The sequence below is a fragment of the Rhizobium aouanii genome (assembly GCF_037002925.1).
Classification (GTDB): Bacteria; Pseudomonadota; Alphaproteobacteria; order Rhizobiales; family Rhizobiaceae; genus Rhizobium; species Rhizobium aouanii.
Genome location: NZ_JBAMYD010000005.1, coordinates 97471 through 123718, shown reverse-complemented (window position 1 = coordinate 123718; position 26248 = coordinate 97471). Strand labels below are relative to the sequence as shown.

Here is a 26248-nt window from a genome sequence, read left to right as displayed (position 1 = left end):
GCGATATGGGAGGAGAGACGATGAAACGGGTCGCTATGACGGGTGCTGCCGGACGTGTAGGGACGCTACTGCGCCCGCTTCTTCGGCCGCATGTCGAGCACCTCAGCCTGATCGATCTCCAGGAACCTGACGGGCTTGGCGAAAACGAGACTTTCGTCAGGGCCGACCTTACAAAGCTCGACGAGGCGACGGCTGCGCTGAAGGATATCGATGGCGTCGTTCATCTGGCGGGTATTGCCAGCGGCATCGACATGAACGCCATTCTGCACGCGAATGTGCTTGGAACATACAATCTCTACGAAGCGGCGCGGATCAACAAGGTCCAGCGGGTCGTCTATGCATCAAGCAATCATGCCACCGGCTTTTATCCGCGCGGCCAGCTCGTATCGCCGCTCGACCCGATGCGCCCCGACAGCCCCTATGGACTTTCCAAATGCTGGGGCGAACTTGTGGCGGGGCTTTATTACGACACATCAGGTATTCGCTCCCTGTCCATCCGCATCGGCAATGCGGGCACCTATCCCAACAGCGAGCGATCGGTTGCGATCTGGATCAGCGCGCGAGACCTGGCGCAGTTGGTGCGGATCGGCCTCACCCACTCACAGATCGCTGCAACAGTCGTCTACGGCGTCTCCGACACGGACACGCAATGGTGGGACAACGAGCTGGCAGCACGATTGGGCTACCAGCCGCAGGACCGGCCGCGTGACCACGCCCTGATCGAAGAGGGATCCGAAGGGCCGGTCGCGCTGGCGTTCCAGGGTGGCGGGTTCTGTGAGATCAATCACGACGGCACCATCCGCATACGCGACGCCGATGGCTTGGCCAAGAGCCCGGAGACGGTTGAATGACGGCGCCTCGGGTCATCCGCCCGGACGTCCGTTCCGTTATCCAGCAACCGCTGACGGTTGGTGAATCACCGGTATGGGACGAGGGGACCGGTACTCTGTGGTTCGTCGATATTCTGGCGCCGGCGCTCGTCCGGCTTTCGCCTTCAGGAAAGATCGACCGCTTCGACATGCCGGCCGCAATCGGCGCGCTCGGGCTTTGCCGCGATCACAGGATCGTCGTGGGGCTCCAGACGGGCGTCCATCTCTTCGATCCGGTTTCGGGAGATTTCGAGTTTGTGTGCGATCCGGTTGGACGCGACATCAATTGCCGCCTCAATGACGGAAAGGTCGGCCCCGATGGGCACTTCTGGATCGGCTCGTTCAGCGAAGCCAAGCCGCAGACCAATGATGCCGCACTTTACCGCGTGGGCGGCGATGGCCGCAGGCGGACCGTTGCAACCGGACTGACGAGTTCCAACGGCCTTGCCTGGTCGCCGGACGGCCGGCGGATGTATCATTCCGACAGCCGGCAATGCTTCCTGCAGGCATTCGACTTCGATCCTGATACGGGCGACCTCGGCGATGGGCGCCGGCTTCGCAGCTTCACGGAAGACGAGGGTCGGCCGGACGGAGCGACAACCGATCGTGACGGGTTCTATTGGAGTGCCGGCGTTTCCGCCGGTCGCCTCAACAGAATATCGCCCGAAGGCGAAATCGTCGAAATCTACATTCTGCCGGTTCCCGCACCGACGATGCCGTGTTTCGGCGGGCCGGATCTGCGCACCCTCTTCGTCACGAGCCTGTCGACGGATCGCACCGGACGTTTCGAGGCGGGGACGGTGATCGCCTTCGACGTGGATGCGGAGGGCTTGGCGCCTTTCCGCTTCGGATAACGACCATTTGGATGGAAAGCGAACGGGGAAGAAAGATGAGCATCGCGATCATGCGCAAGGCGCTTACGGGCGTTTCGGGTGTTCCCGTCACGGCCTATGACGGGAGAGGCGAAGTCGAACCTGGGATTACGGCGAAGGTCTATGCGCGGGTGGCGGCGGCGGGCATTCACAACATCGTCGCTGCCGGCAATACCGGGGAATTCTATGCGCTAACGCCGCAGGAAATCAGGATCGTCCACGAGGCAGCGGTTTCAGGTGTCGACGGCAAGGCACCGGTGACGGCGGCAGTCGGCCGGTCGCTGCGCGAGGCGATCGGCATGGCGAAAGATGCGGCCGCGATCGGCGCATCCGCCGTCATGTCCCATCAGCCCGTCGATCCCTTCGCAGCACCTGCTGCCCAGATCGACTATTTCTGCAATCTTGCGGATGCTTCGGCCCTGCCGCTCATCGCCTATGTCAGGGCGGATGGTTTCGCCGTCGCCGATATCGTCCGCCTGGCAAACCATGGCAATATTGCCGGCATCAAGTTTGCGACGACTGACCTGATGCTGCTGTCGAGAGCGATCCCGGCGGCCGATCCCGGCGGCGCGCTGTTCGTCTGCGGCCTGGCGGAAAGCTGGGCGCCGACATTTACCGCGGCCGGCGCCCGCGGCTTCACGTCCGGCCTTGTCAACGTCGCGCCGAAGCTCTCGCTTGAGGTCCACGCTGCGCTCGAAAGACGCGATTTTGCCGCGGCCAGGGCGATCGTCAACAAGCTCGAGCCATTCGAGCGGATGCGGACCAAATTCCGCAACGGCGCGAACGTGACCGTCGTCAAGGAGGCCGTCACCTATTCCGGTCTCGATGTCGGCCCTGTGCGCGTGCCGGGATTGCCGCAGCTCGACCAGCAGGACCGCGAGGAGCTTCATCGACTGCTTCAAGGCTGGGAGGTCGAAGGCGACATTCAAACACATTCAGACCAGCCGGCCGTAAAGGCGGCGGGCTGAATTCGATACTATTTCCACGAGCAACAGGATTGGGAGGTCTTGAGATGCTGAGACACGTACTGACAACGATCGCTATTACCGGCGCCCTGATGGCGGCGCAACCGAGTTGGGCCGCCTCACCGCCCAACATGCTGGTGATCGGCACCAATCTCACCGGCATAAGGACGCTCGATCCGGCCCAGAACAATGCCCGCACGGTTTCCGAGCTGATCTCGAACCTCTACGACAACCTCGTGCAGCTGTCGCCGGACGATCTTAAAACGCTGAAGCCGATGCTTGCGACGCAATGGAGCGTCTCGCCGGACGGCAAGATCATCACGATGACCCTGCGCGACGACGCAATCTTCCAGAGCGGCAACAAGGTGACCGCCGAGGATGCGGCCTGGTCGATCCAGCGCGTCATCAAGATGGGCCAGGTCGGCTCCACCGACATCGCGCTCTGGGGCTTCACAGCCGAGAACGTCGAAAAGCTCGTGCGGGCCAAGGACGAGCATACGCTGGAGATCGAGCTGCCGCAGGCGGTCAATACCGATCTCGTGCTTTATTCGCTGGCGGGCTCGTCGATCGGCATCGTCGACAAGAAGACGGTTCTGTCGCACGAGGCGAACGGCGATTTCGGCGGCGCCTGGCTTTCGGCCAATTCCGCCGGCAGCGGGCCGTTCAGCTTGGCGCAATGGCGGCCGAACGATGTGGCAATCTTCAATGCGCAGCCGAAATATTGGGGCGGCAAGCCGGCCATGGCTCGCGTCGTCGCCCGCCATATCCCGGAATCCGGCAATCTCAGGCTTCAGCTCGAAGCCGGCGACGTCGACGTCGGCCAGTATGTGGCAAGCGGCGATCTCGATGCGCTCGCCACTAAGAAGGACATGGTTATCGAGAATGTCCCGGGTCTCGGCTTCTACTATATCGCCCTCAACCAGAAAGACCCGGATCTGCAGAAGCCGAAGGTTCGCGAGGCCTTCCAGCATGCCTTCGATTGGAAAGCGATCTCCGGCAACATCATGCGCCATACCGGCTTTCCCTGGCAGTCGATGATCCCGCGCGGGATGATCGGCGCGCCGGAGGAGGCGGCAATCCGCTACGACTACGATCCTGCCAAGGCCAAGCAACTGCTTGCGGAGGCTGGATATCCCAACGGACTGAAGAAGGTGCTCAATCCGTCGGGAGCCCCGACCCTGCCCTTCGCCGAAGCGCTGCAGGCGAGTGCCCGCGCCGCCGGCATCGATCTCGATCTCGTGCCCGGCGAGTTTACGCCCGCCTTCCGCGAGCGCAAATTCGAAGTCCTGCTCGGCAATTCCGGCGCCCGCCTGCCCGATCCCTTCGCCGTGGCCACGCAATATGCCTTCAACCCCGACAATAGCGACGAGGCACGCCTCGGCAGCTATTACCTCTGGCGCACGGGCATGAAGGTGGACGAGCTCAACACGCTCATCGACCAATCGATGAAGGAGCGCGACACGGAAAAGCGCACCGACATCTTCAAGAAGATGGATGGCATCTATGCCGGCATGGCTTCGCCGCTGGTCATCTTCTTCCAGCGAACCGACCCCTATGTCATGCGCGCCAACGTGAAGGGCTATCACGGGCATACGACCTGGTCGACGCGCTGGCATGACGTGACCAAGGAGTAGAACGCGTGGCGAGCGCCGATATGACATCGAAGGGTGGGTTCGCCGAGGCGGCCCCGCACCCGGGACTGAGCCTGCTGCGGCGCCTGGCGGGACGCGTTGTGGCCGTCGTGACGACGCTGCTCGGCCTGCTCTTCCTGACCTTCTCGATGGGCCGCCTGCTGCCCGCCGACCCGGTGCTATCAATCACCGGGGCGGAAGTCAGCAAGGAGGTTTACGATCGCGTCTATAACGAGCTGGGTCTTGGGCAGCCGATCTGGATGCAGTTCCTCTCCTACGTCGGCAAGATCGCCACAGGCGATCTCGGCATGTCGGCGACGACAGGCCAGCCGATCCTCACCGATCTGTTGACGATCTTTCCCGCGACGATCGAACTTGCGATCATCGCCATGATCATCGGGGCGATCGTCGGCATTCCCTTAGGGATCACAGCTGCGGTCAGGCGCGGAACCGTTATCGACCACGTCGCGCGGATCGTCGCCCTTGCCGGCCACTCCATCCCGATTTTCTGGACCGGGCTGATGGCACTCTTCGTCTTTTATGCGAAGCTGAAACTCGTCGGCGCCTCGGGCCGGATCGATGTCTTCTATGAAGGCCTCGTCACGCCGATGACGGGCTTCCTCCTGATCGACGCGGCGATTCAGGGCCAATGGGACGTGTTTTACAACGCCCTTGGCCACATCATCCTGCCGGCGGCAATCCTCGGCTACTATTCCGTCGCCTATATCAGCCGCATGTCGCGGAGCTTCATGCTGGAGCAACTGAGCCAGGAATACATCATCACCGCGCGGGCCAAGGGGCTCGGCACCCGAAAGGTGGTCTGGCGCCATGCATTCAAGAACATCCGCGTACAACTCCTGACGATCATGGCGCTGACCTTCGGCGGTCTGCTCGAAGGCGCGGTGCTGATCGAGACCGTCTTCGGGTGGCCCGGACTCGGCCAGTACCTGACCCGGGGGCTGCAGATGAACGACATGAACGTGGTCATGGGTTCGGTGCTGACGATTGGCGCCGTCTTCCTGACGATCAACATCCTGTCGGACTTCCTCTATCGCATTCTTGATCCGAGGACACGGTGACGCCATGACGATCTCCTCTGAGCACGCAGACAGCGTCAACACCGGCGGCCTTCGCAACTGGCTGCTCGCACCGGAGCCTCGCGGCTGGTTCCAGTCATCGACGCAGCAAATTCATCAGGGCTGGCGGAAATTCAGCCTGCACCCGCTTGGCCTCGCGGGACTGGCCATCATCCTGCTGCTGATCGTCGTGGCGCTGGCCGCACCCCTGCTGACGAGCTACGATCCGATCGGTCAGGACATGGCCGGGCGTCTTGCCGCGCCATCGGCGAGCCATTGGCTCGGCACCGACAATTTCGGCCGCGACGTCTTTTCCCGCGTGATCTATGGCGCCCGCACGACGCTCTACATCATCATGCTCGTCACGGTCATTGTCGCCCCGCTCGGCCTGCTGATCGGCACCGTCTCAGGTTATTTCGGCGGCATCGTCGATGAAATCCTGATGCGCGTCACCGATATTTTTCTCTCCTTCCCCGGCCTCGTGCTGGCGCTGGGTTTTGCCGCAGCGCTCGGTCCGGGCATCACCAATGCGATCATCGCGATTTCGCTGACGGCCTGGCCGCCGATCGCGCGCCTTGCGCGCGCCGAGACGCTCAGCCTTCGCAAGGCGGACTATATCGCCGCCGTACGTCTGCAGGGCGCGACGTCAATTGCGATCATCACCCGCCACATCCTGCCGATGTGCATTCCCTCGGTGATCGTCCGCGTCACGCTCAACATGGCGGGCATCATCATCACCGCCGCCGGCCTCGGCTTCCTCGGCCTCGGCGCGCAGCCGCCGTGGCCGGAATGGGGTTCGATGGCCGCCAGCGGACGTGAATTCATGCTCGACAGCCCCTGGGTCATCGCGGCACCCGGCATTGCCATTGCGCTGGTCAGCCTCGCCTTCAACCTGGTCGGCGATGCGCTTCGCGATGTTCTCGATCCCCGAGGTTCGGAATGACTGACCTGATCGATATTCAAAACCTCGAAATCGCCTTCGGCGGCGGACAGGTGCGGGCCGTGCGCGGCGTGAGCTTTTCGCTTGGACAGGAAAAGCTCGGGATCGTCGGTGAATCCGGATCGGGAAAGTCGACCGTTGGCCGCGCCATCATGAAGCTGCTGCCACCGACGGCGATCGTCAATGCCGAGCGGATGCGCTTTCGCGACGTCGATCTGCTCAACGCGAACGAAAAAACGATGATGACGATCAGGGGGCGGCGGATCGGCCTGATCCTGCAGGATCCGAAATATTCGCTCAATCCCGTCATGCGGATCGGCGAACAGATCGCCGAGACCTACCGCTTCCACCATCCGAGGGCGAACAAGAGCAAGACCTACAGCCAAGCGCTCGATATGCTCGAAGCCGTCCAGATCCGTGATCCCGAGCGCGTGGCCCGCCTTTATCCGCACGAAATCTCGGGCGGCATGGGTCAGCGGGCGATGATCGCCATGATGTTGATTGCCGAACCCGAAGTGCTGATCGCCGACGAGCCGACGTCAGCGCTCGACGTGACGGTGAGGCTCGAGATCCTGGCTCTGCTCGACGAGCTCGTCTTGCGCCGCAATCTCGGCCTGATCTTCATCAGCCACGACCTCAATCTCATCCGGAATTTCTGCGATCGCGTCCTCATCATGTATGCGGGGCGGGTCGTGGAAGTGCTCGAAGCGCGCGATCTCGACAAGGCCCGACATCCTTATACGCAAGGCTTGCTGGCATCCCTGCCGACGATCGAGGATCCACCCGCCCGGCTGCCGATCCTGAAGCGGGATCCCGCCTGGCTCGAAGAACCCGCATTGGAGCCGCCGCGGTGATCAAAATCGACAATCTCACCATCCGTTTCGGACATGGCCAGCGGCCTGTCGTCAGAGATGTAAGCCTTTCCATCGAGAAGGGGACCGCCTTCGGCCTGGTCGGCGAGTCCGGCTGCGGGAAGTCCACTGTCCTGCGGGCGCTTTCCGGCCTCAACGCCAATTATGACGGCCGGATCGAGCTCCAATGCGAGACTCTGGACCGACGGCGCAGCCGGCCGTTCTTCCGCCAGGTGCAGATGGTGTTCCAGGACCCCTATGGATCCCTCCATCCCCGCAAGACCATCCGCTCCCAGCTCAAAGAACCGCTGCGCAACCAGGGCCTGGATACGAATGCCGTCGACGTCAACGCCGTCCTGAGATCGGTCGGCCTCGATCCGGCGCTGAGCTACAGATTTCCACACCAGCTGTCCGGCGGCCAGCGCCAGCGCGTGGCGATCGCCCGCGCGCTGATGCTGGATCCGGACGTTCTGCTTCTCGACGAACCGACATCGGCGCTCGACGTGTCGGTTCAGGCCGAAATCCTCAATCTCCTCCAGGATTTGCGCACCAATCGCGGGCTGACCTATCTGCTGGTCAGCCATGACCTCGCCGTTGTCTCGCACATGTGCAGCCGCGTCGCCATCATGGAAGCGGGCGAGATCGTCGAACAGGTCGATGTCGGTGCCTTGCGAAGAGGTGCTGTCGAACACCCCTATTCGCAACGCCTGCTGCGCGCCAGCCGGATGTACGGAAGGGCGTAATTCTCGATCGATACGCGGCTGCTTCTTGGCGTCGTCGCAGGCCCGCCATCCATATCAAGCCGATCCGGCTGCCCAAACCAAAGGCAGTATCGATCGCCGATGATGTTGCGTAAGCGTTGAAAGACGCTCGGCCACTCGCACCTTCACCCGGGCATACTCAGGATTTTCGCTGGCGGATCGGAGATTCCCAATCTGGCGTTATCCGCTTGATCTGGAGTACAGGCCAAGCTCGCTTATCACGGCAAATTCGCAACGCTGATAGAACTCCGACAGCGCCCCTCCTCGTTGTGAGATCAGCCACACGCTGCTACATCCTTCAACTGTGGCTGTTTCGAACATTGCAGAAAGTAGAGCGGTCCCTATTCCCTTACCCTGTGCGTCGGGCTGCACTGAAAGCTCGTCCACATAAATGACGGGGCCGGTATGGCGCCGCTGTCGTATTCCGAGCGCAATGCCGAGCACCTTGTCTCCGTCAACTGCCGCAAGTGCAATTGACCTGGGAGTTTCAAGCACATAGGTTACATTTTCTGCAGCCGCCTCAAGCGACCAGCTCTCATTCCACGGCGGCAGGGCATAGGCATTTACCAACACGCCGGCCGCGCCGCTAATGTGTTTTTCAACCAGACGCTCGATCCGAAATGACATAAACTCGCCTCACGCCACGTGAGGTGACATTCGCCGAAGGCTATTGGTTTCGCAATGGTGTGTTGCCTGCATCCGCAGGTTTTTCGCCGAGCTTGTCCCTAAAAAAGGTAAAGATCGCGGCTGCCCTAAGCAGGTCCGGGCCCCGCCCGGCTGAGCCCAGCATTGAAAATGCTCTATTTCCATCCTCACGTGAAGCCGCAAGATCCCAAGCGGGACTGGACGAATGATCTCTTCGGGCGCAGGCAGCATCTTTTCTTTTCGGCAAACCCGAGCCGGACGCGATTAACGCACCCGGTTCAGGGCCGTCCGGTGAATGCTTCGCAGGTCGAGGATGCGGCAATCCCCTTTCAGCGCGCATGGGCAGCATCGGTAGTTCGATCCTGTTGAAAACGCGTGCTCCGCGGCGAGCGAATACGTCCCATACGGAACCAATTCACCGCCGAGTGGTTATATGACACCCTCCTCCTCGATCAACTGAGCGTCATGATGCGGATGTTACGCGGCCCGAAAGTTACTCAGATGGTGAAGGTCCTTGTATGCGCCATCGCCGCAGCGGCGGCGTCAATGCTCATGGCCGGCGCCGCCAATGCCGACGAGTCCGCTTTCCTCAAGACACTGGCGGGAAATTGGAGCGGTAAGGGTACGGTGAAAGTGCGGACAAATGCACCCACCATGAAAGTCACTTGCCGTTTCAAGTCGGATGCGAATGCAAGTTCCCTTGCACTCAATGGGCGCTGCACCAGTCTCGCCATTTTTTCCCGTGCCATCAGCGCCAACCTCAAGGCCAGCGGTGACACCTACACCGGCTCCTACGTCGGCGCGGGCAGCGGCACCGCGGGCCTCGGCGGAAAACGCGCTGGTAATGCCATAAACCTCGCGATCAAATGGGCGAAAGAGGTCAATGGCGATCGACGTGCGCAGATGACGATCGAAAAAACCGGGGCATCGGGCATGCGTCTCACAACCGTCGATACCGACCCCGCTACAGGTCGATCGGTTGTTACGAGCCGCATTGAGCTTCGTCGGAGCTGATATCTTTTTGCGTTCAAAGAGCCGCTGGCGTGCTAAAGGGTTGATAGAGAAGCGCCGAAGCTATAGTTTCGCCTTCGCAAATCGCTGAACGATACAAGGAAATAGTTATCTCATGCCGACAGGTACCGTTAAATTCTTCAATGACGACAAGGGCTTCGGCTTCATCACCCCTGAGGGTGGCGGACAGGACGTTTTTGTTCACGTGTCTGCGCTGCAGAGCGGCGGGTCGCTCCGCGAAGGCGACAAGGTCAGCTTCGAAGTTGGACAGGATCGCAAGACCGGAAAATCGAAGGCTGAGAACGTCTCGACTCTCTGATCGAAATCGAAGATGGCCCAGCCTGCGTTGAGCGGGTTGGGCTCATCGTCACGAGTCGCGGGCGCGAATGCCTTCGTACTCTCAAGCGCGTCGTGATCTTCGCGCTTTAGGTCTTTGTGTTACGCACGTCGTTGGCGCAAAACCGCTGCACGGTGTTCCACGCATTCGTTTTAGACGATGCGATCAGCTGATCACATCACGCCACTGACAGAATGCTCTCCGCGGCCTTCTCGGCAATCATGATCACCGGTGAGTTGGTGTTGCCCGACACGATCGTCGGCATGATCGAGGCATCGACCACCCGCAGTTTCTCGAGCCCATGCACCCGCAATTGCGGATCGACAACCGCCATCGTGTCGCTGCCCATCTTGCAGGTACCGACCGGATGGAAGATCGTTGTGGCGATATCGCCGACGCGACGGATCAGCTCCTCGTCAGTCCGGTATTCCGTGCCCGGCAACATCTCCTGCGGCCGGTACTTGGCGATCGCACCGGCCTCCATGAGCCGGCGGGCATGCCGGATCGATTTCGTCGCAACCATCCGATCGCCAACGGTCGAAAGATAATTCGGGCGGATTTCCGGCGCCACCGAAAAGTCCGGGCCGCCAACATGCACAGTCCCCCGGCTTTCCGGCCGCAAATTGCAGACGGAGACGGTGACGGCGGGAAATTTGTGCAGCGGCTCGCCGAGCCGGTCGGTGCTCAAGGGCTGCACGTGATATTCGAGATCGGCGGTCGCAACGGCCGGATCGCTCTTGGCAAAGATACCGAGCTGGCTCGGCGCCATCGACAGCGGCCCGGACCGGCGCAGCATATATTCAAGCCCCATACCCGTCCTGGTGAACAGGTTGTGATAGAGCTGGTTGAGCGTCTTTGCGCCCTCGATGCGGAAGACCGTACGGATTTGCAAATGATCCTGCAGGTTTTCGCCGACACCCGGAAGTTCATGGGCGACGTCCAGTCCGGCCGCGGACAGCACATCCGGGCGTCCGACCCCGGAAAGCTCCAGGATTTTCGGCGAATTGATCGCACCGGCAGACAGGATGACCTCGCGACCGGCGCGAGCCAGATGGTTCTGCCCGTTCAGCCGGAACCGTACGCCAGTCACCATTCTGCCGTCGAATTCCAGCCGCTCGGTTTCGGCGCCGGTCAGCACACGCAGATTGGGCCGCTTCATCGCCGGACGCAGAAAGGCCTTCGTCGTGTTCCAGCGCAAGCCACCGCGCTGGTTGACCTCGAAATAACCCGAGCCTTCATTGTCGCCATCGTTGAAATCGTCGGTCTTCGGGATGCCGAGTTCTTCGGCCGCATCGCGAAAGGCATCGAGGATCGGCCAGGACAGCCGCTGCTTTTCCACCCGCCATTCGCCGCCTGCCCCGTGCATCCGCGACTGGCCACGATAGTTGTCCTCGGATTTCAAGAAATAGGGCAGCACGTCGTCCCAGCCCCAGCCGGAATTACCCGCCTGCCGCCAGCCGTCGTAATCGGCCGCCTGGCCGCGCATGTAGATCATGCCGTTTATCGACGAGCAGCCGCCCAGCACTTTTCCACGCGGATAGGGCAGTGACCGGCCGTTCAGTCCGGCTTCCGCCGCCGTCCTCATCATCCAATCGGTGCGTGGATTGCCCATGCAGTAGAGATAGCCGATCGGCACATGCACCCAATGATACCGGTCGCTGCCGCCGGCTTCGAGCAGCAGGACGCGGGTTTTCGGATCGGCCGACAGCCGGTTGGCCAGAACGCATCCCGCCGATCCCGCGCCGACGATGATGAAGTCGTAGCTTCCCGCATCAATGGCCGCATCAATGGCTGCATCATCCACACGCATATTCACGCCGCCGCCCCCGCTGCCGCCGGCGGGACCGCCGTCAGACGCCGCCAGAGCGGTGTCATCGCTTCGGCGATATCCTGATAAAGAGCGTAGCGCCGCGCATAATGCGCCTCGAGCGAGACATCCGGGCGATAATGCCGCTCGGTCCGGACCATGGCCGCAGCACCGGCGCCGAAATCCGCGAAGACGCCGACGCCGGTTCCGGCCGCAATCGCCGCGCCCAGTGCACCGGTTTCGCGCGAGCGGGCGACAGTGACGGGTACGCCGAGCACATCGGCAAAGATCTGCGGCCAGATCAGGCTGCGCGAGCCGCCGCCGGAGAGCACCGCCTCGTTGAATACCGCGCCGGCCTTTCGGATCGTCTCGATGTGCTGGCGATGACCGAAGGCGACACCTTCGAGAAGCGCGCGAACGAGATGTCCTTTGATGTGCCAGCCGGCAATGCCGTAGAAGCCGGCGCGTGCGTGCCCGTCCTGTTGGGCGCCATAGAGATATGGATGGTAGAGCGGGTCGTCTGCTGCGGGCTCGATCGCCCCGGCCAGCGCGCAGCAGGCATCGAAGGGCGAAACGCCTGCCGCGTGCTCGCCTTGGAAGAACTCCCGCACCAGCCATTCGAGATTGGCAGCCGAGGTGGCGCTGTTCTCCATCGCCATGTAGCGGCTGCGATCGAAGGTCGAGGACATGAAGACCGGCCCATCAAGGTCGGGACTGTCTATAACGACCTGGTTGATGCTCCAGGTGCCGGCAATTATCGAGGCGCTGCCGGTACGCGAAACGCCCGAGCCGAGCGCCGAGGCGACGACGTCGAACAGCCCGCCGACCACAGGCGTACCGGCGGCGAGCCCGGTTTGCGTCGCCACCTCTTCCGTCACGGTCCCGGCAATGTCGGCGCTTTCGATGAGCGGCGGCAAGAGGTCCATGCAATCGCTCAGTCCATAGGCTTCCATCAGTGACCTGTCGTAGCGTCGCGCGGCCAGATCGAGCAGACCGGCACCCGACATGTCGGATACTTCGCTGACGCGGCGGCCGGTCAGGCGGTTGACGACGAAATCCTTGGAGAAGAACACGGTACCGATGCGATTGAACAGTTCCGGCCGGTGACGCTTCAGCCAGGCAAGCAATGTCGGCGTCTGGGATGGCCACGGGCGCTGGCGGGCAATCGGATAGGTCCGGTCACCAACGCCGGCTTCTCGCCATTCATCCACCAGCCCGGCCGCCCGCGTGTCGAGCGACTGGATGCCGATGAGCGGAGCGCCGTCGCGATCAAGCGCATAGAGACCGTTGCCATGCCCGGCGCAACCGATCGCGGCGATTTCCTCCGGCCGGATCCCTGCCTTTTTGATGCAGGCGCGGATGACCTGCCGGGCATTCGCCCATAATTCGTCCAACCCCCGCTCGACATGCCCCGGGCTCGGCATGCGGCTGTGCCCCTCTTCCGACGCAGCCGCGATCTCGTTGCCCGCCCGGTCGAAAATTACCGCCTTGATGACGGTGTTTCCGGCATCGAGCCCCAAAAGATAGTTTCCCATGCAGAACCCCTCCCAAGATTCGAAATCGCTGCTCAGCCCTGCTGGTAGAGCGCAAAGGCCTGTTCGCCGCTCGCATCCTCGTGCACGATCGCCATCAGCCCGCGCACCACGGCACTCGGATTGGCGTGCTGATAGATGTTGCGCCCATAAACCATGCCCATTGCGCCCTGTCGCATCAAGGCGGCGGATTTATCGAAGACGGCACGAAGATCTTCCTTGCCGCCGCCGCGCACCAGAACCGGGCAACGGGCTGCTTCCACCACTCTGTGGAAATCCTCGGCGTTGGCGGTCGGATCCGCCTTGACGATATCCGCCCCCATCTCGCGGGCGAGCCGCGTCAAGGTAACGATCTTGTCGGCATCGCCATCGACCATGTAGCCACCCTTTTCGGTGACCGGCTGCATCACCAGCGGCTCGATCATCAGCGGCATGCCATACTTGTCGCAATCGGCCCGCACGCGGGAAATGTTCTGCACGCATTGGCGGAACAGGTCCGGCTCGTCCGGCAGCATGAACAGGTTGACGACGATGCAGGCTGCATCCATTTCGATCGCGCCGATCAACGGCTCGGCCTCGTTCTGCAGCACCGCCCACATGTCGCGGTGGCGGATCCGGTTATAGGGGTTGCCCATGTCGATGCGCATGACCAGTGCCGGCTTGTCCTTGCCGGGTACGTCCTGCAGCAGGTCCGCCTGGCCGTAATTCATCTGGATCGCATCCGGCCCGGCAGAAACCAGGGCCTTGACGACGGCCTGAATATCCTCCAGCCCGTTGAGGAAGGACGGTTCGTTACAGACGCCGTGATCGATCGCCACGTCGAGGCAGCGGTCGCCGCCGAACAACCGGTTCATCCGGACTTTGCTGTTGTGTCGCATTCTATGCTCCTTGGTTCGTTCCTTGCGGAAAGCATGTCTTCGTTGACGCCGTGGCGTTCGGTGAGAAGGGTGAGAAAACGGTCGCGCTCACGGATGCGATCCGCAAGCGTCCAATGCTTTTCCTGCGCCAGCAGGTCGAGTACGGCACCCATCATGTCGAGCGTAAGCTCGCCCGAAATGGCAAGCGTCGTGCGCCGTAAAAGCAGGTCTTCGAGATGTTCCACCGCTTCACAGCGGATCAGGCACTGCAATTCGCGCACCGAGTAGCCGGCGTGCGGCAGCACGGCATCGGGACCTGCCGCGATAAAACCGGCAACCGCCTCGGCATCCGTGCCGTATCGGGCAAACAGCTCAGCCATGCGCCCGCCGGGAAGGCCTTTACTGGCCGCCACTTGCGCAAGCCAGACAGGTGCGTTGGCGGGAAATGCCCGCCCGCCGCCGATCGGCCGATCAGTTGTCGCAACGCGGCGCCGCCTGCCTAGCCGTTCCAGAGCCATGTCGGCCGCCAGTTCCCCGAAGGACCGGAATGTCGTCCACTTGCCGCCGATCATGCACAGAACCGGTGGGCCGCCATCCTTCGGCTCTACGACCGTGCAGAAATGATCGCGCGGAATGCGCCCGGTAAAACTGTCGGTGCTGGCCGGCAGGGGCCGCACGCCGGAAAACTGGAAAACGATCTGTTCCGGCCGGATGGCAATATCAGGCAGCACGAAGGCGAGCGATTGCAGGATATAGTCCCGCTCGTCCGCCTCGCAGCGCACGGTTTCCGGATCGTCGACGCGGATATCGGTGGAACCGACGAGAACCTTGCCGAGATAGGGAAACAGGATACAGATCCGCCCGTCCTCGTTCTCATAGTAGATCATGTGATCGGCGAGCGCTTCGCGCAGCTCCGCATTGTCGACGACCAAATGCGAGCCCTTTGTGCCGCCCATCAGCGGAGCCGGCCGCGCTTCTGGCGAAAACAGGGTCTGATTGGCGATGTCGATCCAGCCGCCGGTGGCGTTGATGATCAGCGCCGGTTCGACAGCAACGGATGTGCCGCCGATCTGGTCTTCGACACGATATTGGCCATCCTCGGTCCGCCGCAGTTCCGCATAATTCAGCGCCACCGCTCCGAACTTGGCCGAAAGACCATCCTGCAGAAGCTCGATGCCCAGCCGCTCCGGATGGCTGACCCAGGCGTCGAAATAGGTGGCGGAACTCTTGATGTCGGGATTGAGCGCCGGCCACTTGGCAAGCGTCGTGCGCCGACCGCGGAACTGGTGGCGGGGCATCAGCGCCCGTTTGCGGGTGAGGAAATCATAGATGCTCAGGCCCGCCTTGATGGCGACGGCGCCACGCCGGCTCGGGCGGCGGCTGAGGCCCAGGAAGCGGACGATGCCATTGCCGAGGCCGGAAAAGATATCGAACACCGGCACCGTCGTCGGCAGCGGCGCGACGTAATGCGGTGCATTGCGCAGCAGCCGGTCCCGCTCGACCAGCGATTCCTGCACCAGCTTGAATTCGCCGTTTTCAAGATAGCGAAGCCCACCATGCACCATGCGCGACAGCGCCGAACTGGCCCCGGAACAATAGTCGTGTTTCTCGACGAGCAGCACGTTCAGCCCCTGCAGCGACAGCTCCCGAAAGACGCTGATGCCGTTGATGCCGCCGCCGATGACACAGACGTCCACCTTCGGGCTCTGGCGGAGCCCGTCCAATATCTCTTGCCGTTTCATGATGGCGATCCGCTACCTGTCCATGTCAGTCAGTTTCGCCGCTATGGCCGTATCGATGGCCGCAAGCTCGGCCGCATCCAGCCGGATCGTCCCGGCCCTCGCATTGTCGAGCGCTTGTGCCGGATTGCGCGCCCCGCAAAGTGCAAAGGTGATGCCCGGCTGCGCCAACGTCCAGGCAATCACGATCTGGGCGATGCTGGCGCCGTGTTTTTCGGCGACCGGCCGGATGGCTTCGGCCAGCGCCTTTGCCTTCTGGCGGTTGTCGACCGAAAAGCGCCGATTGCCCTTGCGCTGGTCGTCGCCTGAGAACACCCGGTCAGGACCGATGGTGCCGGACAGCAACCCCAGCGCCAGCGACGAGTAGCTCAGCGTCGCAATGCTGTTGGCCTCGGTCAGCGGCAGAAGCTCCGCCTCGATCTCCCGGTCGATCATGCTGAACCGCTCCTGGATCGCGTCGAGACCACCGGCAGCGATATAGGCATTGAGGTCGTCGGGGCTGACATTGCTTGCACCGATCGCCCGGATCTTGCCCGATCTGCGCAGGTCTTCCAGCGCCCGCATCGTTTCCTCGATCGCGGTCGTCGGGTCCTGCCAATGGGTGATGTAGAGGTCGATATAATCGGTTCTAAGCCGCCTCAGGCTTTCCTCGACCTCATGCAGGATCGCGTCACGGCCGAGATAACGGTGCACCGGCTTGCCGTCCTGGTCGAAGAAATGACGACCCTTCTGCGTATGCCAGACAAGGCCGCATTTGGTGACGATGACAGCCTTGTCGCGGCGCCCGGTCAGTGCCCTGCCGACAATCTCCTCGGAACGTCCAAGCCCATAGGCCGGCGCCGTGTCTATCAGCGTCACGCCGGCATCGAGCGATGCCTGGATGGCGGCGATGGATTCGGCCTCATCGGTCCCGCCCCACATCCAGCCGCCGATCGCCCAAGTGCCCAGTCCGACCGCCGAGGCAGAAACACCTGACTTGCCGATCTCACGTGTCAGTTGCTGTCCATTCATGCCCATTTTCTCTCCCCATTCGCAAGTGCCAGCACCCGAGCACCCGTCGCCTCATCGGTCACCAGCGTATTCAGATGATTGCCGCGCAGAACGCTGAGGATCGGACCCGCCTTGTTCGGCCCGCTCGCCACACCGATCTTGGTGGGGATCGAGGCGAATTCCGGCAGCGTCAGCGACACCAGCGAACGGTTGAGGCTGTAGTCGCAGACTTGGCCATGATCATCGAGCAGATGCGCCAGCAACTCGCAGGAGGCCCCGGACCGCTCGATCGCGGCGCGGTCGGTGCTCGAGGACGGATGCAGATCGTAATAGCTCGAATCGTCCGAGAGGATCGAGCCGATGCCGACCACCGCCACCTTCGCCTCGCGCCCCCGTTTGAAAACGTCTGCGACGGAACGCATGTTGATCAGCATCGCCCGCTGCTCGGCATTATCGGCAAAGAGGGGCGCGTGGATCTGGTAGGAACGCCCCCCAAGCCGGTCGGCCATCAAGGTCGAGACATGGTTGACGTCGGTATAGTGCTTCCCTTGCACGCAGCCGGTTGCTGGAATGACCTCGACATCAAAACGACGCGGCGGCTGCAGACCAGCGACGACGGCGCTCACCCCTTTGCCGCCGGTGATGCAGATCGTATCGCCGTCGGTGATCTCTTCCAGCAGCAACCTTGCTGCCGCTTCGCCGACGGCTTGAAGCGCCGTCTGCGGGTTGTCGGACACTGTCGGCACCACCACGGCGCGGCCGATGCCGCCAAGCGCTCGTAGCCGTTCTTCCATATCGACCAGCGGCTCGACCGGCGACTTGATCTTGATCTCGACCAGACCGAGCTGGCGGCCGCGCTTGATCAGGCGGTTGACGGTAGCGTGCGAGATGCCGAGCTGGTCGGCAATCTGCGCCTGTGTCAGTCCCTCGAGGAAATGCAGGACCAGAGCCTGATGCATCTGCCGGGCGATGACGATTTCCTCGCGCGGCGCATTTGCAGGTTTGAGTTTGGCTATCGGCATATCAGGCAGCCTTCCGCTTGTGCAGAAAATGGTCGATCGAGACGGCAGCAAGTAGAATGCAGCCTTTGATCATGTCTTGCCAATAGACAGACACGTCGAGCAAGATCAACGAGCTTGTTACGACCGACAGCAGGGCGATGCCGAGAATTGCCCCGAGGATCGTGCCGGAGCCGCCATTCAGCGACGCACCGCCGATCACCGCGGCTGCGATGATGTTGAGTTCCATGCCGACGCCAAAGGTCGGGGTCGCGGCACCGAAGCGCGACATGTAGATCACCCCGGCAACACCGGACAGCGTGGCGCAGAGCACCGTCACCCAGAACTTCACCTGGTTGGTCTTGATACCGGAATAGAGTGCCGCCTTCTCGTTGCTGCCGGTGTAGAACACCTTGCGGAAAGCGGTTGCCCGGCGCAGCAGGAAATCGAACAGCACGACGACGGCGACAAAAATCAGGATCACATAGGGCACACCATAGAACGTGCCCTGCCCGACCGCCTTGAACGAGGGTGGCAAGGTGAACAGCGACAGCGGCGTACCCTTGGTGATGATCAGGCAGATACCGCGCACGATCACCATGGCCGCAAGCGAGGTGATGAAATGGTTGAGCCCGACGATTGTGACGAAGAAGCCCATGACGCAGCCGATCAGGCCGCTGGCGATAATGCCGATCAGGGATGCGCTCCACGGATCGAGCCCCATCAGGAACAGCGAACCCGACAGCACCATCGAGAAGCAGACGACCGAGCCGACCGACAGGTCGATGCCGCCGACGATCAACAGGATGGTCATGCCGACGACGACGATCCCTTCCACCGAAAACGACATCAGCATCGCCCGGAAGTTGCCGAGCGTCAGAAAATGCGGCGAGGCAAAGCTCATGGCGATGCAGAGCGTCAGGATGATCGCGATCAGTCCCGCCTCGCGCATCGTCCCCAGCCGTTTCCAGCCGGGCGCGCGTGCCTGATGTGCCGTTGCCAATGTAGCGTCCGCCATGACCCTGTCTCCTGCCCCTGCTTTTTCCCTATGCGGCATGCTCTGATGCCTTTGAATTGTTGTGGCCGCCGATCCCCGAGGCGAGCCGCATGATCGCTTCCTCCGTGATCGCCTCGCCCTCGACCTCGCCTGCAACCGTGCCTTCGTGAATGACCAGCACCCGGTCGCACAGGCCGAGAAGCTCCGGCAGTTCCGACGAGATGACGACGATGCCGATGCCGGAGCGCGCGAGATCGCGCAGCAGCCGGTGGATTTCCGATTTGGCGCCGACATCGATGCCGCGGGTCGGCTCGTCCATCAGGATGACCTTGGGATTGACCGCCAGCTGCTTGGCAATCGCCACCTTCTGCTGGTTTCCGCCGGACAGCGATGAGACCGGCATGTCGATGCCACCCATCCGCACGCCGAGCCGTCGGACCAGGTTGTGGGCACGATCCGCCTCGGCCTTGGAATTCAACAGTCCCAGCGGTCCGGTCAGCGATTTCAAATCGAGAACGGCAATGTTCTGGGCGATAGAAAGATCGAGGAAAATGCCGGAGCCTTTCCGGTCTTCCGACAGGTAGACGACGCCCGCTTGCGCCGCCTGCGCATAGGACCGCGCCCGCAGCCGCTGTCCATGCAGTTGCACCTCGCCGCCGGTTACCGGTCGCAACCCGCAAATTCCTTCGGCTATCTCGGTGCGGCCCGAGCCGATCAGCCCGCCGAGGCCGAGAATTTCCCCTTTGCGCAGGTCGAAGTTGACATCCGTGAAGCGGCTGCCGTCGCCGAGATCGCGGACGCGCAGGATGATCTCATCGGTCCGCTCCGCCAGCGCCTGTTTTTCCGGATACAGCTGGGTGATCTCGCGCCCGACCATGCGGCGCACCACATCATCCGGCGTCAAATCCGCCACCTTGTCCGTCGAGACATAACGGCCATCGCGAAACACGGTGACCCGGTCGCACAGGCTGAAGATTTCGGCCATGCGGTGGCTGATATAGATGATCGAAATACCCTGCGCCTTGAGGTCGCGGATGATTGCGAACAGGATCTGCGTCTCCGATTCCGTCAATGCGGCCGTCGGCTCGTCGAAAATCAACACCCGGCAATCGAGCGTCAGCGCCTTGGCAATCTCGACAAGCTGCTGGCTGGAAATGGACAAGTCGCCGACTTTGCGGCGTACGTCGATCGGCGCCAAACGATTCATCACGACCTGCGCATCCCGCTCCAGCCGGCCATAATTCATGAAAGGCGAGCGGCGACGGTTGGTCGCGGCCATGAACATGTTCTCGGCCACCGTCGCATCGGGGCAGAGCGCGATTTCTTGATGCACGAGGCCAAGCCCGAGCGATTGCGCCACGGCCGGCGACGTTACCTTTACCGGCGCGCCATCGACGAGAACGTCTCCCTCGGTCGGCTGCAGCACGCCGGCAATAATGTTCATCAGCGTCGACTTGCCCGCACCGTTTTCGCCGCAAAGCGCATGAACCTCGCCTTTTTCCAGGCTGAAGCTCACCTCCGTCAACGCCTTCACCGCACCGAAGTGCTTGCTGACATTGCGGATTTCCAGAACCGGTACCGACACCATCATCGTCCCCTCCTCACGCTTGAGGCGGCTGTCCGAAGCATCACGCCCCGGACAGCCGGCACAAAAGTCTACTCCTCGATGCCTTTGGTGCCCCGCCGCTTCAGGTACTTGTCCCAGTAGAAGTCGTCGGCATTGGCAGCCGTGACGATCGACAGGCCGTTGTCGACGAAGGGAATGCTCATCGGATTGAAGCCAACGCGCTTGGCGTCGTTCATCGGGTCGATGAGTTCCGGATGCTTAGCAAGCCACAGGAGCATGAAGCCCATGTAACCCTGCATGCCCTGGTTCGGATTGATCGAGCCGAACACTTCGCCCGCCTTGATCATGTCGAGGATGTTGGCGTTGACGTCTGCGCACATGACGAGGATCTTGCCGCCGCTTTCCTTGTTGGCCTGCGAAGCGCCGATGGCCGAGTTCGCTTCCGGCATGAAGACGGCGCCGATATTCGGATGTGCCTGCACCAGGCTCATCAGGCCCTGATAGGCTTTGTTCGGGTCCTGGTTGGACGCAGCGCGGCCGACCAGCTTCATTTCCGGATATTTTTCCTCCATACGGGCGATGAAGGCGGCGATACGCTTGTCGTGGTTGTCTTGGCCTGGATTTTCGAGGACGGCATATTCACCCTTGCCACCCATCTTTCCGGCGATCGCGTCGGCCGCATAGGTGCCTTCGCGGGTATTGTCCGAGGTGACGAACGAGATGCGCTTGGAGAGCGGCGCATCAGCTGCGAAGGTCACGACCGCCGTGCCCTGGTCGATCGCCCGGTTGATCGGCTCGATGAACGGGTCGGAGTTCATCGGGTGAACGAGAATGCCGGCCGGGTTCTGGGCCAGTGCCTGGTCGAAAGTGGCGATCTGTTTGTTGACGTCATATTCCGGCGTGCCGGTATAGGCGGTCTCGCAACCGAGCTGCTGACCGGCCTGCTTGAACATTTCATAGACCGGGAACCAATATTCGACGCCCGATACCATGACGTTCATGACGTATTTTTCACCGGGCTTGCAGCGGAACGGATTTTCCGTGTTCGCGCTGGCCGCGCCGGCGAAAAGCGTCGATGCAAGGACCGCCAATGCGGTCGTGCTTAGAAATTTGCGCAAGTTTCCTCCTCGAGGCCGAAGCCCCTCCCAAATATCCGGCGGCGCCTCAGCGGCTGCCGATGATCCATTGAAGACCGGAGTTCCTCCTCGAAGTCCGGTATGGGCAGATAATCGCAACGGCAGAGCGCTGTCAATATAATTCATACAGTGAAATATATTTCACAAAAGATTGTATGCGGAATGTCGATAGCGCCTTAGGCGAATACCGCTAACAGGGGACAGAGCAGGTGAGCAGTTATTGGGTGACGAAGGTTGCGCTTTCGAAGGTGCGACAGCGGAACCATCTGCTCTCGCCGCGGGTTGGATAGGCATCCTCAAGCTCTCAGCCCCACGGAGCATGCGATGGCTATATCCGCCAGCAATCGAGACTCGGCCGCCTATCCGATACAGTCGCTGTTCGTCCCCTTTCCTTTCGTCTGCTTCACGCTCGCGCTAGCGACCGATATTGCTTTCTGGCAGACCGGCAATCTGATGTGGCAGAATTTCTCTGCATGGTTGCTGCTCGCCGGGCTCATGTTGGGCTCGCTTGCGGTTCTGGCCGGATTGATGGATCTGATGCGTCCCCGCACCCGCCCGTTGCGGCCGCCGCTCCTGTCCGCCCTGCTCTATCTGATCATATTGGGCCTCTCCTTTGCCAACAATCTTATCCATGCCGGCGATGGATGGACGGCCGTAGTCCCATATGGACTGATGCTGTCGGCCGTCACCTTTATCTTGTGCCTGGTGGCCGCAGCAGTTTCCGCTCGCAAATATGCCAGACTGGCCTGGAGGATATGATGATGAAGTCCCAGGTTCTCCGCGCTTCGGTTCTGTCGATATCTGTCGGCGTCGGTCTTGCGGCTTACGCCCAGAACGGAGGTTTTGATATCTCTCAGCAGATCGGACCGAACCCCGTCCTTCCGGAACCAACCGCCTCACTGCTGCCTGATCTAAAGGTAGCGGAGGTCGTTGGCTGGAAGGATGGTGAGACGCCGGCCGCCCCGAACGGTTTGACGGTCACTGCTTACGCCAATGACCTCGCCAATCCGAGGACAATCCACACCTTGCCGAACGGCGACGTACTGGTAGTCCAGTCGCGCGGCCCATCAGGCGAACCGACATCACGGCCGAAGGATTTGATCCGGGGCTGGATCATGTCGATCGCTCGTGGCGGCGGCGGCGAGCAGAAGGAAAGCAACGTCATCACACTGCTGCGTGACGCGAATCGCGACGGCACGGTGGATGAGAGGCACGATCTCCTCAAGAAACTCGATTCGCCGTTCGGTGTCGCCTGGGTCGACAACACCCTTTATGTCGCCTCGACGTCCGCCATTCTCGCCTACCCCTATGAACTTGGGCAGAATGAAATCACCGCCCAATCGAAAACCCTGACGCCCCTCCCCGGTGGTCCGATCAATCATCATTGGACCAAGGATCTGGCGCTGAGCCCCGATGGGCAGATGCTTTACGTCTCGGTCGGCTCGAATTCCAACATCGCCGAGAACGGGCTTGAGGCGGAAAAGGGCCGTGCGGCGATCTGGCAGGTCGACCGGCACACCGGCGCGGCGCGCGTCTTCGCCTCAGGTCTGCGCAATCCAAACGGCCTCACCTTCAACCCTGAGACAGGTGTGCTCTGGACGGTCGTCAACGAGCGCGACGAACTCGGGCCGAACCTCGTTCCCGATTACATGACCTCGGTCAAGGAAGGTGGTTTCTATGGCTGGCCATGGAGCTATTATGGCAAGCATGTCGATGCGCGCGTGCATCCGCAGCGTCCCGACATGGTCGAAAGGGCGATCCCACCGGATTATTCGCTGTCGAGCCATGTCGCCGCGCTCGGACTGACCTTTTCTATGAATTCAGCGCTGCCGGCCGCCTACGCCAACGGCGCCTTCATCGGCGAGCACGGCAGTTGGAATCGGGACAGCTTCAACGGCTACAAAGTCGTGTACGTACCATTCGAAAACGGCAAGCCCTCCGGCAAGGCGCAGGACATCGTCACAGGGTTTATCCAGGGCGACCAGGCGAAGGGACGGCCGGTTGGCGTCGAGATCGACGGGACGGGAGCGCTGCTCGTCGCCGATGACGCCGGCAATACTGTCTGGCGCGTATCGTCGTCCGACGGCAAAATCACGCCGCAGCCAATCGGCACGGACCAAGTAAAATTGCAAGTTTCGACGAATGCGGCGAGAGATCAGACTCCCGATGTAGATCCAAACATCGGAACGGAGATGACGGGGTCGGCCGCTCAATCCCAGCCGCCGCCGGCCTCACCCGATAAGCGCCCGGCCGGCCTGGAACCACCTTCCGGCCAACAACAGGATGAGCGCCGGCCTGCGCAGATGCAGATTGCCCCCGCATCAGGTCTCTAAAAATTGGGAGGTGCCGAATCCGAAGCACCGTTCATGGGCACAAGACTACTGCGCACTTTGCTGGATGCTCTACAGCCGATTGGCGCGCAACAAGGTGTCACGAGACAAATATCCCGCAAGCGTCCCATCGGCGGCTCTAACGTGCAGGCCCGGCATCTCACCAGCGAGGATGAGCGCCAAGGCGTCGTGAACCGTGGCATCAGCGGCAATCTCGGCATCGCCGTTCGACGGTTCCGGCGCGGTCATGATCATCGATACGGCAATCAAGCTCAGCCTTTTTATAGCCCGGTCGGGGCCGAGGAAACTCTCGACGAATTCGTTGACGGGACGCGCGAGGATTTCCTGCGGGCTATCATATTGAAGGAGGCGGCCATCCCGCATGATGGCGATGCGATCGCCCATCTTAATCGCCTCATCGAGGTCATGGGTGACGATGACGACGGTCTTCTTCACCTTCCTGAGAATATCGCGGAATTCGTCCTGAAGCCGAACGCGGGTGATCGGATCGATGGCACCGAACGGTTCATCCATCAGCATGATTGCAGGGTCGGCGGCGAGCGCACGCGCGAAACCGACACGCTGACGCTGTCCGCCCGACAATTCGTGTGGCAGGCGCTGCCGCATGATGGCCGGATCAAGACCCACGAGATCCAGCAGCTCGTCGACCCGGCGATCGCTGCGCGCCTTTTCCCAACCAAGAAGCCGCGGCACGGTCGCGACATTGCGCGCAATCGACATATGCGGAAACAGACCGACTTGCTGGATGACATAACCGATGCTGCGGCGCAGCTCTTTCTGATCGACCCGGGCGATATCTCTGCCATCGACCAGCACACGTCCCGTCGTGGGTGTTTCCAATTGATTGATCATGCGCATGGTCGTGGTCTTGCCGCAGCCCGAAGGACCGATCAGGGCAACCGTCGTACCGGTCTCGATCAGGAGATCGAGATTGTCGACGGCATGCGATCCGCTTCCGTCGTAATTCTTCGTGACATGGTCGAGATGAATCATCCTGATATCCGCTTTCGGCCGCTTAGCGCCGTTGAGTGAAGACGCGCTCCAAGGCGCCGAACGCCAGTTCCGCAAAGATCGCGAGCAGCGCGATCGGAACCGCTCCGACGAGAAGGCGCGGCATGTTCATGATCGCAATGCCGGCATTGATGAAATCGCCAAGCCCGCCACCGCCGATGAAGGAGGCCAGCGCCGCCCCGCCGATGACCTGGATGGCACTCGTCCTGACGCCCGACAGAATCGAGGGAACGGCCAGAGGAAGTTCGATCTCCCACAGCATCTGCCCGGCGCTCATGCCCATTCCATCGGCCGCATCGATCACCGAAGCGTCGATCTCGCGGATGCCGATGATCGTGCTCAACAGCAGCGGCGGCACGGCAAGGACGATGAGGGCGACCACCGACGGCAACAATCCGATGCCGAGAAACGGCATCGCCGCCGACAGGATCGCAAGGCTCGGTATGGAGCGCAAGGCGCCGGCAATATTGACCACGGCAAAGGCGGCGCGAGGTGCCCGTGCGACGGCAAATCCGAGCGGCACGGCAATGACGAAAGCGATGCCGAGCGAAAGCACGCACATCAGAAGATGGCGATTGAAAGCGTTGAAGAAGGCGCCGGAGTTGTTGAAGATCCAGCTGAATGCATCGATAACGATCATGCCGCTTTACCTCCACTGCGCCGGCGCAGCAGCTTTTCGAACGATGCAAAACAGTAGTCGGCAAAGAGCGCCAGAAACGACGTCAGCAGCCCGCCCGCGATGATCTTTTCGGGAAACCGCTGGTCGATGCCTTCGAAAATGATGACGCCGAGCCCGCCGGCATTGATATAAGCGGCAACGGTTGCGATGCCGATGACCGTCACCATGGCAATGCGGATGCCGCCGACGATATAGGGCATCGCCAGCGGCAGCTCGACTTCCCAGATGCGGCGCGCGGTGCCATAGCCCATGCCATCGGCAGCTTCGAGTATGTCACGCGGAATTGCCTGAAACCCCATGCCGATATTGCGGATCAGGATCATCAGCGAGTAGGCGGCAAGACCGGTAATGGCGGGTGCCGCCCCAATCCCCATGACAGGAATGAGAAGCGCAAACAGCGCCAGGCTCGGCACGGCGAACAGGATACCGGTGAAGATGATGATAACCGCGAAGCTCCGCGGCCGCCTTGCCGCCCATATCCCGACGATCAGTGAGATCACCAGAGCAATGCCGACCGAGGAAAAAACGAGATACAGGTGCTCCAACAGCGCTTCGAATAGCCGGTCGAGGTGTTTAGGGACCCATTTCATCGTCGAGACCTCCGCGTCCGGGCGCTCGTTCGCCTG

Annotated in this window: 25 protein-coding genes; 12 read left to right on the top strand and 13 right to left on the bottom strand. The window is 61.6% G+C overall.

The features are described from left to right. The first annotated feature begins 20 nt into the window (after positions 1 to 20). From V8P77_RS10635 to V8P77_RS10600, 8 genes are read left to right on the top strand one after another with little or no spacing between them, the layout of a single operon-like run. Positions 21 to 851 carry an NAD-dependent epimerase/dehydratase family protein gene (locus tag V8P77_RS10635; RefSeq protein ID WP_335912443.1) on the top strand — a complete coding sequence of 277 codons (831 nt, stop codon included), beginning with the start codon at positions 21 to 23 and terminating at the stop codon, positions 849 to 851. Further along, the gene (locus tag V8P77_RS10630; protein ID WP_335912441.1) at positions 848 to 1723 is read left to right on the top strand and encodes an SMP-30/gluconolactonase/LRE family protein; all 876 of its coding nucleotides are present in this window, start codon (positions 848 to 850) and stop codon (positions 1721 to 1723) included. The genes V8P77_RS10635 and V8P77_RS10630 overlap by 4 nt, the downstream gene beginning before the upstream one ends. A gap of 35 nt (positions 1724 to 1758) precedes the next feature. Further along, positions 1759 to 2709, top strand: a complete 951-nt coding sequence (locus V8P77_RS10625) for a dihydrodipicolinate synthase family protein (protein ID WP_335912440.1) — start codon at positions 1759 to 1761, stop codon at positions 2707 to 2709. 44 nt (positions 2710 to 2753) lie between these two features. Beyond that, positions 2754 to 4340, top strand: a complete 1587-nt coding sequence (locus V8P77_RS10620; RefSeq protein WP_335912439.1) for an ABC transporter substrate-binding protein — start codon at positions 2754 to 2756, stop codon at positions 4338 to 4340. 5 nt (positions 4341 to 4345) lie between these two features. After that, the gene (locus tag V8P77_RS10615; protein WP_335912438.1) at positions 4346 to 5416 is read left to right on the top strand and encodes an ABC transporter permease; all 1071 of its coding nucleotides are present in this window, start codon (positions 4346 to 4348) and stop codon (positions 5414 to 5416) included. A gap of 4 nt (positions 5417 to 5420) precedes the next feature. Continuing rightward, complete coding sequence (locus tag V8P77_RS10610) at positions 5421 to 6356, top strand: ABC transporter permease (protein WP_335912436.1); 936 nt, start codon at positions 5421 to 5423, stop codon at positions 6354 to 6356. After that, a complete protein-coding gene (locus tag V8P77_RS10605) occupies positions 6353 to 7207 on the top strand; it encodes an ABC transporter ATP-binding protein (RefSeq protein ID WP_335912435.1) in 855 nt (284 codons plus the stop codon). The genes V8P77_RS10610 and V8P77_RS10605 overlap by 4 nt, the downstream gene beginning before the upstream one ends. Further along, positions 7204 to 7947 carry an ABC transporter ATP-binding protein gene (locus V8P77_RS10600; RefSeq protein WP_335912434.1) on the top strand — a complete coding sequence of 248 codons (744 nt, stop codon included), beginning with the start codon at positions 7204 to 7206 and terminating at the stop codon, positions 7945 to 7947. The genes V8P77_RS10605 and V8P77_RS10600 overlap by 4 nt, the downstream gene beginning before the upstream one ends. A 198-nt stretch (positions 7948 to 8145) precedes the next feature. Here the strand turns inward: V8P77_RS10600 and V8P77_RS10595 are convergent, their stop codons facing one another. Then, positions 8146 to 8592 (bottom strand): GNAT family N-acetyltransferase, encoded by a 447-nt coding sequence (locus V8P77_RS10595; protein WP_335912433.1) that lies wholly within the window; start codon positions 8590 to 8592, stop codon positions 8146 to 8148. A gap of 519 nt (positions 8593 to 9111) precedes the next feature. Here V8P77_RS10595 and V8P77_RS10590 point away from each other — a divergent pair. Both V8P77_RS10590 and V8P77_RS10585 read left to right on the top strand, forming a co-directional pair. Continuing rightward, complete coding sequence (locus V8P77_RS10590; RefSeq protein WP_335912431.1) at positions 9112 to 9624, top strand: hypothetical protein; 513 nt, start codon at positions 9112 to 9114, stop codon at positions 9622 to 9624. Between the two features lie 112 nt (positions 9625 to 9736). After that, a complete protein-coding gene (locus tag V8P77_RS10585; RefSeq protein ID WP_003550088.1) occupies positions 9737 to 9940 on the top strand; it encodes a cold-shock protein in 204 nt (67 codons plus the stop codon). A 196-nt stretch (positions 9941 to 10136) separates the two neighbouring features. Here V8P77_RS10585 and V8P77_RS10580 read toward each other — a convergent pair whose 3' ends face one another. The 9 genes from V8P77_RS10580 to V8P77_RS10540 all read right to left on the bottom strand — a co-directional run bounded on the left by V8P77_RS10580 (position 10137) and on the right by V8P77_RS10540 (position 21563). Continuing rightward, on the bottom strand, positions 10137 to 11768 hold the full coding sequence (locus V8P77_RS10580) for a GMC family oxidoreductase (RefSeq protein ID WP_335912892.1): 1632 nt from the start codon (positions 11766 to 11768) through the stop codon (positions 10137 to 10139). A 2-nt stretch (positions 11769 to 11770) separates the two neighbouring features. Next, positions 11771 to 13300, bottom strand: coding sequence for an FGGY-family carbohydrate kinase (locus tag V8P77_RS10575; protein WP_335912396.1), 1530 nt, complete (start codon positions 13298 to 13300; stop codon positions 11771 to 11773). 32 nt (positions 13301 to 13332) lie between these two features. Beyond that, a complete protein-coding gene (locus V8P77_RS10570; protein WP_335912395.1) occupies positions 13333 to 14175 on the bottom strand; it encodes a class I fructose-bisphosphate aldolase in 843 nt (280 codons plus the stop codon). Next, a complete protein-coding gene (locus V8P77_RS10565; RefSeq protein ID WP_335912394.1) occupies positions 14148 to 15896 on the bottom strand; it encodes a glycerol-3-phosphate dehydrogenase/oxidase in 1749 nt (582 codons plus the stop codon). Before V8P77_RS10565 ends, V8P77_RS10570 begins: the two co-directional genes overlap by 28 nt. Positions 15897 to 15908: 12 nt before the next feature. After that, complete coding sequence (locus V8P77_RS10560; RefSeq protein ID WP_335912891.1) at positions 15909 to 16904, bottom strand: aldo/keto reductase; 996 nt, start codon at positions 16902 to 16904, stop codon at positions 15909 to 15911. Further along, on the bottom strand, positions 16901 to 17905 hold the full coding sequence (locus tag V8P77_RS10555; RefSeq protein ID WP_335912393.1) for a sugar-binding transcriptional regulator: 1005 nt from the start codon (positions 17903 to 17905) through the stop codon (positions 16901 to 16903). The genes V8P77_RS10560 and V8P77_RS10555 overlap by 4 nt, the downstream gene beginning before the upstream one ends. Position 17906: 1 nt before the next feature. Continuing rightward, positions 17907 to 18899 (bottom strand): ABC transporter permease, encoded by a 993-nt coding sequence (locus V8P77_RS10550; RefSeq protein ID WP_335912391.1) that lies wholly within the window; start codon positions 18897 to 18899, stop codon positions 17907 to 17909. A gap of 28 nt (positions 18900 to 18927) precedes the next feature. Then, positions 18928 to 20466 carry a sugar ABC transporter ATP-binding protein gene (locus V8P77_RS10545; protein ID WP_335912890.1) on the bottom strand — a complete coding sequence of 513 codons (1539 nt, stop codon included), beginning with the start codon at positions 20464 to 20466 and terminating at the stop codon, positions 18928 to 18930. Positions 20467 to 20534: 68 nt separating this feature from the next. Beyond that, positions 20535 to 21563 (bottom strand): substrate-binding domain-containing protein, encoded by a 1029-nt coding sequence (locus V8P77_RS10540; RefSeq protein WP_335912389.1) that lies wholly within the window; start codon positions 21561 to 21563, stop codon positions 20535 to 20537. Between the two features lie 342 nt (positions 21564 to 21905). On the opposite strand from V8P77_RS10540, the gene V8P77_RS10535 reads away from it, so the two are divergent. Next, on the top strand, positions 21906 to 22340 hold the full coding sequence (locus V8P77_RS10535; protein WP_335912388.1) for a DUF2231 domain-containing protein: 435 nt from the start codon (positions 21906 to 21908) through the stop codon (positions 22338 to 22340). Further along, complete coding sequence (locus V8P77_RS10530; RefSeq protein WP_335912387.1) at positions 22340 to 23914, top strand: PQQ-dependent sugar dehydrogenase; 1575 nt, start codon at positions 22340 to 22342, stop codon at positions 23912 to 23914. Before V8P77_RS10535 ends, V8P77_RS10530 begins: the two co-directional genes overlap by 1 nt. A 69-nt stretch (positions 23915 to 23983) precedes the next feature. Here the strand turns inward: V8P77_RS10530 and V8P77_RS10525 are convergent, their stop codons facing one another. From V8P77_RS10525 to V8P77_RS10515, 3 genes are read right to left on the bottom strand one after another with little or no spacing between them, the layout of a single operon-like run. Then, the gene (locus V8P77_RS10525) at positions 23984 to 24925 is read right to left on the bottom strand and encodes an ABC transporter ATP-binding protein (protein WP_335912386.1); all 942 of its coding nucleotides are present in this window, start codon (positions 24923 to 24925) and stop codon (positions 23984 to 23986) included. A gap of 22 nt (positions 24926 to 24947) precedes the next feature. After that, positions 24948 to 25583 carry an ABC transporter permease gene (locus V8P77_RS10520; protein ID WP_024319723.1) on the bottom strand — a complete coding sequence of 212 codons (636 nt, stop codon included), beginning with the start codon at positions 25581 to 25583 and terminating at the stop codon, positions 24948 to 24950. Beyond that, positions 25580 to 26212 (bottom strand): ABC transporter permease, encoded by a 633-nt coding sequence (locus V8P77_RS10515; protein WP_065283107.1) that lies wholly within the window; start codon positions 26210 to 26212, stop codon positions 25580 to 25582. Before V8P77_RS10515 ends, V8P77_RS10520 begins: the two co-directional genes overlap by 4 nt. Positions 26213 to 26248 lie beyond the last annotated feature (36 nt).